Genomic DNA, 13,370 nt, shown 5'->3' with positions numbered 1-13,370 from the left:
TTGTAGGTCTACAAAATCCGCGTTATCCGAAAAATCAGCGGTTAGACAAGGTTATTGGAACGGCTTGGCTTCGGGGCCAGATGCACTACCGGCCGCTTCTTGGCCAATGCCACCATCGGAGCCATCGCCACCGTTGTTGTGGCCAACGCCGCTGGCCACGATGTAATTGGAGTCGGCGCTGCGGCGGGCATCGTCGTAGCGCTGGGCCAGGCCCGGAATGTCGTCGCGCAGGTTGTCGATGCGGATGTCAAGGTTTGCTAGCACTGTTTTTAGCTGCTTAACAACTTGGCGGGCGGTACCGTCCATGCCGTGGCCCTGCACGGCCGCTTGGCTGCTACCTGGCAGTTCGGTGAGTGGCGTGTAGAGGGCAATAGCATCGTCGAGAGCCTTGAGGTGCTCGTCGGTCACACCCTCATTGGCGAGCATAGGCGCCACGCCAGCCGCTGCAGCCGAAATAGTATTCAATGCCTCTAGCAGCTCCTGGCCGCGCAGTGGGTCGAGCGAGCTGGGCACGTAGCTAGCCGCATTAGCCAAGGCTGGGTTTTTTACTGATAGCTGCAAGGCGCGCAGGCCCCGCACAATGCGGCCAGCGGCCACTTCGGCGGCGTGCTCGGCGCGCTCCTTTACATCGGAATACTCGTGCGTGTTTTTACCACCCGTGTGAGCCGCCACTTGGTCAAAAGCCTCTAGCAAGCTATTAAGCTGGTCAAAATCAGCTGCCATAGCTGGGCTGCGCTGCTCCCACTGTGGGCGCTGGTCAGTAAGCTCACGGTACACGAGGCGGGCCATTTTGGCGTACGATATTTCGCGGTCAGTCATGACGGAAAAGGTCAAAAAGTTAGGATGAGAATATCCGTCTATACTGCCTAATGCAGCTTACCGTTGCGGGATATAAAAAAACCTGGCCGAGAACCGGCCAGGTTTTTAGGTCTGCTAGCGCAGGTCAGCTTACCCCAGCGCCGTTACGCCGGGCAACTCCTTGCCTTCCATAAACTCAAGCAGAGCGCCGCCACCGGTCGAGATGTAGCTCACGCGGTCGCCGTAGCCAAGCTGCTGCACGGCCGCTGCCGAGTCGCCGCCGCCGATGAGTGAGTAGGCGCCGGCCGCCGTGGCATCGGCAATGGCGCGGGCCACGTACTCGGTGCCCACCGCGAAGTTGCTCATCTCAAACACGCCCATCGGGCCGTTCCACAAGATGGTTTTCGAGTCCAGGATGATGTCCGAGAAATCCTCGCGCGCATCAGGACCCAGGTCGAGGCCCATCCAGGTGTCGGGGATGGCGTGGTTGGCGGCCACGTCGGTGTCAGCGTCGTTGGCAAACTTGTTGGCGATGATGCTGTCGCCGGGCAGCACCAGGTTCACACCTTTTTCTTTGGCCTTCGCTATCAGCTGCTTGGCCAGCTCCACCTTGTCGGCTTCGAGCAGCGACGAGCCCACGCTGCCACCCTGCGCCACGGCAAAGGTGTAAGCCATACCGCCCCCAATGAGCAGGTTGTCAACCTTATCGAGCAGCTTCTCGATGATGAGAATTTTATCCGAAATCTTGGCCCCGCCCATAATGGCCGTGAATGGATGCTCGGGGTTTTCGAGCACTTTCTGGGCGTTGTCGAGCTCGCCTTGCAGCAGATAGCCGCCCACGCGGTCTTGGGGGGCGAAGTATTGGGCCATCACGGCCGTGGAGGCGTGGCGGCGGTGCGCGGCGCCAAAGGCATCGTTCACGTACACATCGCCGAGTTGGGCCAGGCGCTGGGCAAAGGCCTCATCGCCGGCTTCTTCTTCTTTGTGAAAGCGCACATTGTCAAGCAGCAGCACTTGGCCGGGTTGCAGGGCCTGGGCCATCCCTAGAGCCTCTCCGGAAAGCACGTCGCCGCCCCACAGCACCTCGCGGCCATACTCCTGCTGCAGGCGCAGCACGAGGCTTTCGAGCGAGTATTTCTTTTCATAGCCGCCCTTGGGCCGGCCTAGGTGCGAGAGCAGCACCACCGAGCCGCCATCGGTAAGGATTTTCTTGATGGTGGGCGTGGCTGCCCGGATGCGGGTATCGTCAGTGATGTGCAGGTCTTTGTCGAGCGGCACGTTAAAATCGACACGCACCACGGCGCGGCGCCCGGCGAAGTTGTAGTTGGCGAGGGTGTTCATTGAAAAGAGAGAAAAGAAGTGAAGTGATAAGGCAAAGGTGCAGCTTGGGGTGAGCCGCCCCCTGCTTACCGCAGAAGCGGCGGCGAGGTTGAGGCGGTGGCCCTGTGTCACTGCCCCGGGCGGCGGAGCCCCGCGCCGCGAAAGTACGCGGGCGGTGGTAGCTGCGCGTATCTTTCGCCGGGGCAGCCGGCCTAGGTAGCCCCGGGTATCTATTTAAAACCGGCAGCTTGGCTGCCTTAGATTAGTGAGCAAGCTACTAGAAATCTGCGCGGCGTCGCTGCCCTCGGCCGCGGCGGCGCAGGCGGGCGGTGCCCAACGCATCGAGCTGTGTCAGAACCTGGAGCAGGGTGGCATCACGCCCTCCTACGGCCTCATTCGGCAGGTATTGGCCGAGGTGAGCCTGCCGGTGTTCGTGCTGATTCGGCCCCGGCCGGGCGGCTTTGTGTACAGCGCCGCCGAGCTGGCCATCATGCAGGCCGATATTGCGCTGTGCCACGACCTAGGGTGCGCTGGCGTGGTGCTGGGTGCCCTCAAAACGGACGGCCACGTGGCTCTGGCCGAGTGCCAGTCGCTCATCGAGCAGGCTGGGCCGTTGGGAGTCACGTTTCACCGCGCCTTCGATGCCTGCGCCAACCAGCGCCAGGCCCTAGAGGATATTATTAGCCTGGGTTGCCAGCGGGTACTGACTTCGGGCGGCCAGACCTCGGCCGAGGCGGGCCAGGCCCAGCTCGCCGCGCTGGTAGCTCAGGCGGCCGGCCGCATCCAAATTATGCCCGGTGCTGGCATCACGGCTGGCAATGTGCAGGCACTGGCGGCCCGCACCGGCGCCCAGGAGTTTCATGCCAGCGCCAAGCGCGAGCTGCCGCCCGACTCAGTGGCGGGCCTGTTTGCAGCGCCCGAGTGGCAAACCGACGCCGCCCTGGTGGCCGAGCTAGTGGCTAGTCTCGCGTCGTAAGCCTCATCCTGGCAGCCCTACTCCGCCGCCGCGCCTTCTTACCTTTGTAGCACTTATGAAAGTTGGTATTTTCTTTGGTGGCACCTCGCGCGAGCGGGAAATTTCCTTCGCCGGTGGGCGCACCGTTTTCGATAATCTGGACAAGGGCCTGTTTCAGCCCGTGCCCATCTTTGTGGATAGCCTAGGGCACTTCATTCTGCTCGACTGGCAATACCTATACAAGGGCACCATCCGCGACTTTTACCCGCCCGCGGAGGCTTACCCGGCCAGCCGCCACCCCTGGCAGCTCTACTTGGAGAACCTAGGCGAGCTGACCGACGAAGCCCTGAACGACCTCATCAGCCGCGTAGGCCGCCGCGTAGAAGCCAGCGAGCTACCTAGGCTAATGGATTTTGCGTTCCTGACCCTGCACGGGCCGGGCGGTGAAGACGGCGCCATTCAGGGTCTGCTCGAGTGGCTGGGCATCCCCTACTCGGGCTCAGGCATTCTGCCGTCGGCGTTTGGCATTGATAAAATCGCGCAGAAGAAACTGTTGAAGGCCACCGGCTTGCCCACGCCTGATTTTTACGTGCTTACGGCGGCCGACTGGGCCACCGCCGACCCAGCTGCGCTGCTCTCTATGCTGGGCCGCGAGCTAGGTTTGCCGCTCGTCATAAAAGCGCCGCACCAGGGCAGCAGCATTGGTATCGGCATCGTGCGCGAAGAAGACCCGGCGCATTTTAGAGCCGCTGTGGAGCGGGCGCTATTTCGGCGCACGCTCACCAAAGCCGACTGGGAAAACCTGGACGAAAACGGCCGCCTGGCCTGGGTGCGCCAGCTAGCTGACATCCGCGAAGGCATCGGCCTACCGGTAACTATGGTTGGCCGGCCAGCAAGCTTTAGCAAGCTCTCGAGTGCTACTAAGCGAATTATCTATCATCCAGAAGCTCTATTAGAAGCTATTGAAGATGATTTCCATTGGGATGTAGACACTATAACCATCCAAAGCCTCACTGGCGAAACGCAGGTTCTAGTCGAACAATTTGTGGCCGGGCGCGAGTTTAGCTGCATTGTGGTTGAGGATGAGAACGGCGCACCACTGGCCCTCCCCCCCACCGAGATTGTAAAGGGTACCGAAGTCTTCGACTACCGCGCCAAGTACCTGCCCGGCCTGGCCCGCAAGGTCACGCCCATCGACCTGCCCGAGGCCGACATCGAGCGCATCCGGCAGGAGGCGCAGAAGATGTTCGCCACCTTCGGCTTCGAGGTGTACGCCCGCCTAGATGGCTTTATTCAGGCCGATGGCACCATCTTCCTGAATGACCCGAACACGACGAGCGGCATGCTGCCCGCGTCGTTCTTCTTCCACCAGGCCGCCGAGATTGGCCTGAACCCTAGCCAGTTTCTCACCTACATCATCCGCACCTCGCTGGCTGCCCGGCGCCGCGCGGGCCTGAAGCCGGTGCAGCTAGGCGCGCAGCTGGCGCAGCTCGACGAGGCCATTGCCGGCCGCCACGGTGGCACTGACGAGCGCATCCGCGTGGCCGTCATTATGGGTGGCTACTCCTCCGAGCGGCATATCTCGGTAGAGAGCGGGCGCAACATCTACGAGAAGCTGAGCAGCAGCACGAAGTACCGGCCCATCCCGGTGTTTCTGGCGGGCAGCAGCGAAGAGTTCCGTCTCTACGAGCTGCCCATTAACGTGATGCTCAAGGATAACGCCGACGATATTCGCGAGAAGATAGAGCAGGCCGAAGCGGGCCACGCCGCCCACCCAGTGCTGGCGCGCATCCGGCAAGAGGCTAGCGGCATCACGGGCACCTACGCGGGGCAGCCGGTGGCCGCGCCACGCCGCCTGTCGTTTGCGGAGCTAGCCGAAAAGGCCGATGAGGTATTCATTGCCCTGCACGGCCGGCCCGGCGAAGATGGCGCCTTGCAGCACGAGCTTGAAAAGTACGGCCTGCCCTACAACGGCTCGGGTGCGGCTAGCTCGGCCGTGACTATTAACAAGTACGAAACCAACCGCCGCCTGCGCGAGGCCGGCCTGCGCGTGGCCGAGCACCGCCTGGCCTACCGCCTCGAATGGGCCGCCGACCCCGAGGCCTTCTACCGCAGCCTAGAGGCCGAGTTTGGCTACCCCTTTATCACCAAGCCGGCCGACGATGGCTGCTCGTCGGCGGTGAAAAAGATAAAGAACCGCGCCGAGCTCGAAGCCTTCAGCCAGCAGATTTTCCGCACCCAGGAGCCTCTGCTCACCGGTCCGGCCGAGGTGCTGCACCTAGGGTTCAAGGAGGAATTTCCCCAGAAAGACGCTTTCCTGGTCGAAACACTCATCGGGCCCGATGGCGCGGCGCACTTCCTCGAAATTACGGGCGGCCTACTCACGTCGTACGACGAACGCGGCCAACTGCACATCGAGGTATTCGAGGCCAGCGAGGCCCTGGCCAACGGCGAGGTGCTGAGCTTAGAAGAGAAATTCTTGGCCGGTGAGGGCCAGAATATTACGCCGGCCCGCTATGCCCCCGACCCCACCGAGCGCCAGCGCATTTCGGAGGAGGTGAAGCGCACGCTGCACCGAGTGGCCGAGATTTTGCACATCGAGGGTTACGCCCGCATCGACGCTTTTGTGCGGGTGCGGCAGTCAGGCGCCGTGGAGGTGCTCATTATTGAAGTAAACTCGCTGCCCGGCATGACGCCCGCTACCTGCATTTTCCACCAAACGGCGCTGGCCGGCTATACGCCCTACCAGTTCATCGACCGCATCCTGGATTTTGGTAAAGCGCGCGCGGAAAAAGCTCTATCAGCGCATGAATAATCAGCATATTGCTAACTTCTTGCGCCAGCGGCGCGATGAAGCAGTAAAAGCCTTTCAAGCAGCACCAAACGTACACCCTCGTTTTCAGGAGGCTTTTGCTAGTCTCCTAGGTTTCGATTTTGTAGCGTACCGACAGCAGCTGCACGACGAAATACTACAAAACGTAGTCCTCTGGCAGGGTGATACTAACACCGAAGCCAAGCCGCTAGATGCCGTTCTCTTTGAGTTTAATAGTATTTATGAGTGGGCAGTAGAGGCGCGAGCATACGGCATTGTTGATTGGCAGAAGCCAGAGCCTCAAGTAAGCGGCTTTGATATGGGCTATAATCTCGATTTCCGAAGTGATTTCGAAGCTATACCTGGACTTTCACTTAGCTTTTTGCAGCCGCTCGAAGATTTGCTTAATCCGGAGACCATAGACGAGCTTGCTGAACCTGAGCAGGATATGGAAGAGGTTTTGGGGTTCCAGCCGCTAGCAGATGCCTTTCTATTCAGCGGCTTAATTGTCGTACATGAAACACTGGTTGAATTAAATCGACATTCTGCTTTCGCCAAAATAGGCTTAGAGCTTAATGGATTATTTCTACTTGGCGGCCATGATACCGGATTAGTATACCCTATACTTTCGACATCTGCCAATTAGGCACCTGCTCTTGTATTATCCTTTTTAGCCATTCTCAATGTCTTTTTTCAAATCGGACACCTGGTTCGACGTTTTCAAGCACTTAGCCGTCATTGCTGTGCTGGGTACGGGGCTGGTGCTGGGCTTTTTCTACGTGTACCTGCCCCTGACTACCCACCACGGCGAAACCATTGTAGTACCCAAAGTCACGGGCATGAACCTAGCTGACCTCGAAAACTACCTCGACCAACGCAACCTATCTTATTATGTGGATGATAGTAGCTACTCGGCTTCGGCTACCCCACTCCAGGTACTGACGCAGGAGCCCGCGCCCGGCGAGAAGGTGAAGGAAGACCGCAAAATCTATATCTCGGTGGCTATGCGCCGCCCGCCGGTCATCAAAATGCCCAAGCTCACCGAGGGCTCGGTAAAAAATGCGCAGCTGATTCTGAAAAGCTATGACCTAGAAGTAGGCCAGTTAAAATTTGTGCCCGACCTTGCCCAAAACATGGTGCTGAAGCAGCAGCTGAACGGCCAGGACATTGCGCCCGGCGCCCCCATCGCCAAAGGCAGCAAGATAGACCTGATAGTGGGCGACGGCCAAGGCAACCAAGACTTTGCTGCTCCGACGCTGGTTAATATGCCCGAGGACGAGGCTCGTACCCTGCTTGCCGGCCAGGGCCTTCAGATGGGCGAAGCCTTCAAGCAAGCCGCTACCGACGGCCAAACGCCCGGCACCGTGGTGCGCCAGCGACCGCTACCGGGCACCCCCATCCGCATGGGCCAGCTGGTAGACCTGTGGATAGCGGAGTAATAGCCGGGTGGCAGGTAGCAACGAACAATTATCGGGCGGGCCGGCAGTTTAAGAAGAGCACGTGTAGCGAAAACCCGTAAACGCCAGCTGACTCAGCGGGGCGGGCGGGTTTTCAAACAGCTTCGCTAGCTGCTAGTTAGTTATTACACTCCTTGCTACTTAGTACTTATGCGTCTTCGCTTACTAGCTTTCTCTTTGCTATTGCCGTTTGGGGCCTTGGCGCAGCTCGTTACGGCGCCCCTGCCCGCCGACCCCGTGCGGGCGGCCACGGCAGCCGCGCCGGCAGCAAGCACTGCGGCCCAGCGCACTACCGCACTCGCGCTGCCTTTCTTCGATGATTTTACGACGCCGCTGGAAGGCCCGCCCAGCGCTGCGCGCTGGCTGGGCGCCACTACCGCCTACCCTAACCTAGGGGCTACTATTGGCTACCTAGGTGGGGGCAGCTACGTCAGCAATCGCTTGGCTGTGAACCCACTCACGCGGGGCACCCTCACGCTCGATGGCTTGCGCAGCAATGGCCTACCCTACACCACCAACCAGGCCACGGCCTACGGCCAAACCGATACCTTGACCTCGCAAGTCATTGACTTGTCGGGGGTCACTGCGGCTAGCAACGTGTACCTGAGCTTTGCCTGGCAGGCGGGCAGCTTGGTAGGCACGCCCTCTTCCAACAGCAGCAGCTCGCCGGTGAGCCTGACGCTGGAGCTGCTCGACAACACCGGCCAATGGCAAACGGCGTGGTCGTATAACAGCCGCGGGGTCGTTACCCGGTTTAAGCAGCAGATTTTGCCGCTCAACCAAGCGGCGTACTTACACAGTGGCTTTCAGTTTCGCTTTCGGGCCAGCGGCAGCCGCACGCTCAACACCGACCTGTTTGGGCTGGATTATATCTACCTAAATAGCAACCGCACGGCCAGCGATACTACGTTTCAGGACATTGCCACCAGCCGGGGCCTAGGTAGCCCGCTGCGCCCCTACACGGCCATGCCCGTGTGGCAGTATGCAGCCGCGGCCTCGTCGGGCACCTCGCCCCTCAATCCCGCGCTCACGACCACCCTTAACAACTTGACCGGTGCTCCCAGCACGCCTACGCCCGTTAGCTGGCAGGGCACCGTGCGCGAGCTGACGGCGGGCGGTGCGGCCGCGGCTACCTGGCTCACGGGTGGGCGGCCCATTGTGGCGGCGGCTCGTCAGGAGCTGGTGCAGGGCGATGCCACTACGGCGCCGCTGGCAGTGTCGGGCACCGTGGCGCGGCGCTTTCGCTACCAGCTGGCGCTGCTCACTAACGAAACTAACCCGCTGACGCTACCCAACGATACCCTCAGCCGCGACCTAGAACTGGGCAATTACTACGCCTACGACGACGGCACAGCCGAATTTGGCATTGGCTTATCGGCCAACAACACCAGTCCCACCAGTTACCTAGCCTTGCCCTTCACCACCAGCCAGGATGACTACGTGAAGTCGCTGCTGGTAGCGCCCATCTTTAATAATATTCCGCTGGCGGCTGGGGGCGAGAACAACGAAAACCGTCCCATCATCATCGCTGTGTGGGCCGACAACAACGGCAAGCCCGCCAATACCCCGCTGGCTACGGCCACGGCTACGCTTACCAATCCGCTGCCCGCTGGGCAAACGTTTATAGAAGTACCTTTTGCGGCGCCGGTACGCGTATCGGGCCGCTTCTACGTGGGCTACGGGCAGGCATCAAACGGGCGGTTTCTGCGCTACGGCCTCGACCTGAATAACCAATTGCCAGCTAATACGGTGTTCATTAGCACCCAGGGCACGACCATTGCCGAACCCTGGACCGCCCAAACACCGCAGCCCGCCGGTGTGCCCATGCTGCGGCCCGTGATGAACCGCACGGTGCTGGCCACCCGGGGGCAGCAGGCGCTCTCGGCTGCGTTTACGCTGTACCCCAACCCGGCCCCCGTTGGTACCACCGTGGCCGTAGACGGGCCCAAGTTTAGCCGGGCCGCGCTGCTTGATGTGCTGGGCCGCTCGGTGTGGCAGCAGCCCGCTGCCGAAGCCGGGCAGCCTACGCTACGCTTGCCCGCGGGCCTGCCGGCCGGCGTGTACCTGGTGCAGCTAACTTTGCCCGATGGCAGCACCGCCACGCGCCGGCTGTCCTTAAACTAAAACCCGGCCCTAGGTCGCTCAACTCAGCCATTTTCAGCCCTTGCGCTGCGCTGGCTTACTTACTCCCGCTTACGCCATGCCCGACATCACCACCACCGAATTGAAACAGCGCCTGCAAGCCGGCGAAACCCCTACCATCATCGACGTGCGTGAGCCCTGGGAGGTGGAGGAAAGCCGCATTGCCGGTAGCCAGAATATTCCGCTCGGCACCCTGCCCACCAAGCTGGATGACCTAGAGGATTTAAAAGACGAAGAAATAATTGTGCACTGCAAAAGCGGCGGTCGCTCGGCGTCGGCTAAGGCTTTCCTCACGCAGCAGGGCTTCACCAACGTGCGCAACCTAGAAGGTGGCATGCTGGCTTACGGCAGCTAAGCCATCGCTTAAGCTTCGTAGCCGAGCTACTTTACCCCTAGGCGACCGTCGGGCGCGTAGGCGAGCTTGCCCAGCTCGACCAGCGTGCGCAAGGCGGCCGTAACGGTAGCCGCCTCGGTGCCCGGATAGCGGGCCACTACCTCGCGGGGCAAAAGCGGTGCGGGGCGCACTAATTCTAGCAATCCGGCTTGTAGCCCGGCGGTGTCTAAGGGCGCTTGCCGGGCTTTTTTGCGGGCTAGGCACACGTCGCACACGCCGCAGGCCGGCGCGTCGGGCTCGGCAAAGTAGTCGAGCAAGAGCTGCTGGCGGCAGCGCGTGGTGCTGGCCGCGTACTCAATCACGGCCGTGGTTTGCTGCTCGGTGAGCTGGCGGGCGGCTTTGAGCCGGCGCTCGTCGAGTGGCAGTTGGGGCGCGTCGAAGCGGGGCGTGGTGAACATAGCCTGCGGCAGCTCGCGTCTAGGCTGGTAGTGCAGCACGCCGGCCGTGTGCAAGTAGCGCAGCTGGCGCACTACATCGGTGGTGCTCTGGCGCAGATGCCGGCTCAGGGCGCTTTCCGAAATGGCCTGAAAGCCTACGAACAGCTCGCCGCCGTACATCCGCAGCAAAGCCTTAATGAGTAGGTCATGCTGCGCATTAGCCACCTGAAAGTGGTATAAATCCTGTTGATTGCTGATGAGCTGCACCCGCGCCGGCTGGTTTACAGCCTCGGTGAGCTGCACAAAGCCCTGCTGCTCCAGCATCTTGAGGGCGTGGTGCGCATCCACGGCTTTGAGGCGATACGTCTCGGCAAATAGCCCTAGGTCGAAGTCAAAGGCCACCAGCTCGCCGCCGCCCACGGCCGTGCGCGAGTAGTTGGCCAAGGCCTGGTACACACGGCGCACCACGTCGGGCGGCGGGTGGGCAAGCGTGGCCTGGCGGCGCAGGCCGTCGGCATCGGCGGGGCCACTGAGCAGCACGGCAAAGGCGTAGAGGCCATCGCGCCCGGCTCGGCCGGCCTCCTGGTAGTAGGCTTCGAGAGTGGCGGGCGCATCGAGGTGGGCCACTACGCGCACGTCGGGCTTGTCGATGCCCATGCCAAAGGCATTGGTAGCCACAATAATGCGCGTTTTATCGGTTAACCAGGCTTCTTGCACGCGGGTGCGCTGCTCGGCGGGTAGGCCGGCGTGGTAGGCGGCGGCGGGCAGCTTTTGCTGCACCAGCCAGGCGGCCGTATCCTCAGCTTGGCGGCGGGTGCGGGCGTACACGATGCCGGTTTTACCAGGCCCTACCCCGCGCAATACTTCGAGCAGGCGGCGCAGCTTGTCCTCAGTGTGCAACACCGAGTACGAAAGCTTGGGCCGGGCAAAGCTCTGGGTAAAAATGCCGTAGCCGGGCCGGAAGCTCAGCTTCTCCACGATGTCTTGCCGCACCTGCCCGGTGGCAGTGGCCGTGAGCGCAATGCACGGCACCGTGGCCGGCAGCAACGCCCGCAGCTCGGCAATGCGCAAGTAGGGCGGCCGAAAATCGTAGCCCCACTGCGAAAGGCAATGCGCCTCGTCGATGGCCAGCAGCCCCACGTTCATGCGGGCCAGCCGCGCCCGAAACAAGTCGGTTAGTAGCCGCTCAGGGGACACGTACAAGAACTTTATTTCTTTGCTATACACGCAGTTATCGAGCGTCTGGTCGATTTCCTGGTGGCTCATGCCCGCAAAGACGGCTTCGGCTTTGATGCCCCGCTTACGCAGGTTTTCGACCTGGTCGCGCATCAGCGCAATAAGCGGCGACACTACAATGCAGATGCCCGGCTGCGCCAGCGCCGGCACTTGAAAGCAGATACTTTTGCCGCCGCCCGTAGGCAGCAGGGCTAGCACGTCGCGGCCATTGAGTACCGCATTAATAATTTCCTCCTGCCCGGGCCGAAACTGCTGGTGCCCCCAGTGCTGGCGCAAGAGCGCGAGCGGGTTGGTTTCGGACGGAGCAAGTGGCATAGCACAAAGGTACCACTGCCTGTATCAGTCTACCGGGGCTGGGCTAGAACGTGCGTGCTACGCTACCTTGCCTGCTGATGCGCCTAGGTAAGCACCTAGGCAAGTTTCATCATATCCCCAAGACTAGCCGCTTGCACTGCTCCGAGGCTAGTCTTCCGCCACGGTAAGCGCCAGCGTACTCACTGCTTGCGGCGCTGACACGTATAGCGGGGCACTTACTGTTTAAAACTGCGATGGTTGCTGCGTTGCTTATCCGCCCACTGGTGCGGCCTTTTGTCGAATTTTTCCGCCGGGAGGCTGCTAGTGGTATTGTGCTGCTTATCAGTGCGGTGCTGGCCCTGGTGCTGGCTAATACCGAATGGGGTCCTGCCCGCTACTTCCCGGCGGTCTGGGACCAGCACTTGCGGCTGGCTATGGGCAGCTTTGTGCTCGACCACACGCTGCTGCAATGGATAAACGACGGGCTGATGACTGTCTTTTTCCTCATCGTGGGCCTCGAAATCAAGCGGGAAGTGCTAGATGGCGAGCTATCGTCGCCGCGCCAGGCGGCGCTGCCCATTGCGGGTGCCATAGGGGGTATGCTAGTCCCGGCCCTGCTGTTTGCGCTGTTCAACCATGGCACGCCCACGGCCGGGGGCTGGGGCATTCCGATGGCTACCGACATTGCGTTTGCCTTGGCTGTGCTGCAACTGCTAGGCGCGCGGGTGCCGCTGGGCCTTAAAGTATTTCTCACGGCGCTCGCCATTGTCGACGACCTAGGCGCGGTGCTGGTCATCGCAGGCTTTTACACCAAGGAGTTGCACCTGCCCTTTCTCTATCTGGCCCTAGGCACTTGGGGTATTATGTTACTTTTCAACTGGCTACGCGTACGCAGCCTCTGGGCCTACCTACCGCTGGGCGTGGTGCTGTGGTACTTTATGCTAGAGTCGGGCATTCATGCGACCCTAGCTGGGGTGCTGCTGGCGGTAGCTATTCCGTTTCGTATCCCCTTCGCCCGCCCCGAGCTACTGCACCGCCTCGATGAGCGGCTGGCTCTGCTGCGCGAGGAAACGCAAGAAGCCGAAGCCGACCCGCGCGTCATCAGCGAAGAGCTCGAAGACCTGCACCAGCGCATCAGCTCGCCCGCGCAGCGGCTAGAGCACCAGTTGCACTCGGTGGTGAGCTTTGGCATCATTCCGCTGTTTGCCTTTGCCAACACGAGCTTGGTTATCGAACCCACGGCCCTGCACGGCTTGCTTTCGCCACTAGGGTTGGGCATCGTGCTGGGGCTAGCGGTTGGCAAGCCCCTAGGCATCGGGGCTTTGTCGTGGCTCACCGTGCGCCTGGGCTGGGCCGCGCTGCCGCCTGGCGTAGCCTGGAGGCACCTGTGGGCGGCAGGCGTGCTGGGAGGCATCGGGTTTACCATGTCCATTTTCGTTACGCTGCTCGCCCTAGGTGAGTCTTCGCTACCTACTCAGGTGGCTAAGCTAGCCATCTTAATAGCCTCGTTGGCGGCGGGTGGCATGGGCTATTTATTGCTACGCCGCAGCTCAGCAGTGCCTCCCACGCAGACCTAGGCACCATT

10 protein-coding genes are annotated in these 13,370 nt (G+C 61.2%); 7 read left to right on the top strand and 3 right to left on the bottom strand.

Annotated features, from left to right (window positions below; translation table 11 throughout):
• Positions 1 to 51: 51 nt before the first annotated feature.
• A complete protein-coding gene (locus tag JAO77_RS02290) occupies positions 52 to 819 on the bottom strand; it encodes a hypothetical protein (protein ID WP_198988652.1) in 768 nt (255 codons plus the stop codon).
• A gap of 129 nt (positions 820 to 948) precedes the next feature.
• A complete protein-coding gene (locus tag JAO77_RS02285) occupies positions 949 to 2,139 on the bottom strand; it encodes a phosphoglycerate kinase (protein ID WP_198988651.1) in 1,191 nt (396 codons plus the stop codon).
• A 244-nt stretch (positions 2,140 to 2,383) separates the two neighbouring features.
• On the opposite strand from JAO77_RS02285, the gene JAO77_RS02280 reads away from it, so the two are divergent.
• The 6 genes from JAO77_RS02280 (at position 2,384) to JAO77_RS02255 (ending at position 9,839) form a co-directional block, all read left to right on the top strand.
• A complete protein-coding gene (locus JAO77_RS02280; protein ID WP_198988650.1) occupies positions 2,384 to 3,094 on the top strand; it encodes a copper homeostasis protein CutC in 711 nt (236 codons plus the stop codon).
• 55 nt (positions 3,095 to 3,149) lie between these two features.
• Positions 3,150 to 5,888 carry a D-alanine--D-alanine ligase family protein gene (locus JAO77_RS02275; RefSeq protein WP_198988649.1) on the top strand — a complete coding sequence of 913 codons (2,739 nt, stop codon included), beginning with the start codon at positions 3,150 to 3,152 and terminating at the stop codon, positions 5,886 to 5,888.
• Positions 5,881 to 6,531 carry a hypothetical protein gene (locus JAO77_RS02270; RefSeq protein ID WP_198988648.1) on the top strand — a complete coding sequence of 217 codons (651 nt, stop codon included), beginning with the start codon at positions 5,881 to 5,883 and terminating at the stop codon, positions 6,529 to 6,531. The genes JAO77_RS02275 and JAO77_RS02270 overlap by 8 nt, the downstream gene beginning before the upstream one ends.
• A gap of 37 nt (positions 6,532 to 6,568) precedes the next feature.
• Complete coding sequence (locus JAO77_RS02265) at positions 6,569 to 7,324, top strand: PASTA domain-containing protein (RefSeq protein ID WP_198988647.1); 756 nt, start codon at positions 6,569 to 6,571, stop codon at positions 7,322 to 7,324.
• A 168-nt stretch (positions 7,325 to 7,492) separates the two neighbouring features.
• The gene (locus tag JAO77_RS02260; protein ID WP_198988646.1) at positions 7,493 to 9,466 is read left to right on the top strand and encodes a T9SS type A sorting domain-containing protein; all 1,974 of its coding nucleotides are present in this window, start codon (positions 7,493 to 7,495) and stop codon (positions 9,464 to 9,466) included.
• 76 nt (positions 9,467 to 9,542) lie between these two features.
• The gene (locus JAO77_RS02255; RefSeq protein WP_198988645.1) at positions 9,543 to 9,839 is read left to right on the top strand and encodes a rhodanese-like domain-containing protein; all 297 of its coding nucleotides are present in this window, start codon (positions 9,543 to 9,545) and stop codon (positions 9,837 to 9,839) included.
• Between the two features lie 26 nt (positions 9,840 to 9,865).
• Here the strand turns inward: JAO77_RS02255 and JAO77_RS02250 are convergent, their stop codons facing one another.
• Complete coding sequence (locus JAO77_RS02250) at positions 9,866 to 11,806, bottom strand: RecQ family ATP-dependent DNA helicase (protein WP_198988644.1); 1,941 nt, start codon at positions 11,804 to 11,806, stop codon at positions 9,866 to 9,868.
• Positions 11,807 to 12,039: 233 nt separating this feature from the next.
• On the opposite strand from JAO77_RS02250, the gene nhaA reads away from it, so the two are divergent.
• On the top strand, positions 12,040 to 13,362 hold the full coding sequence (gene nhaA / locus JAO77_RS02245) for a Na+/H+ antiporter NhaA (RefSeq protein ID WP_198988643.1): 1,323 nt from the start codon (positions 12,040 to 12,042) through the stop codon (positions 13,360 to 13,362).
• Positions 13,363 to 13,370 lie beyond the last annotated feature (8 nt).

This window comes from Hymenobacter sp. BT559 (assembly GCF_016427535.1).
GTDB lineage: Bacteria > Bacteroidota > Bacteroidia > Cytophagales > Hymenobacteraceae > Hymenobacter.
Note: the sequence above shows the minus strand (reverse complement) of the source record. Positions and strands in the feature narration are given on the sequence as shown.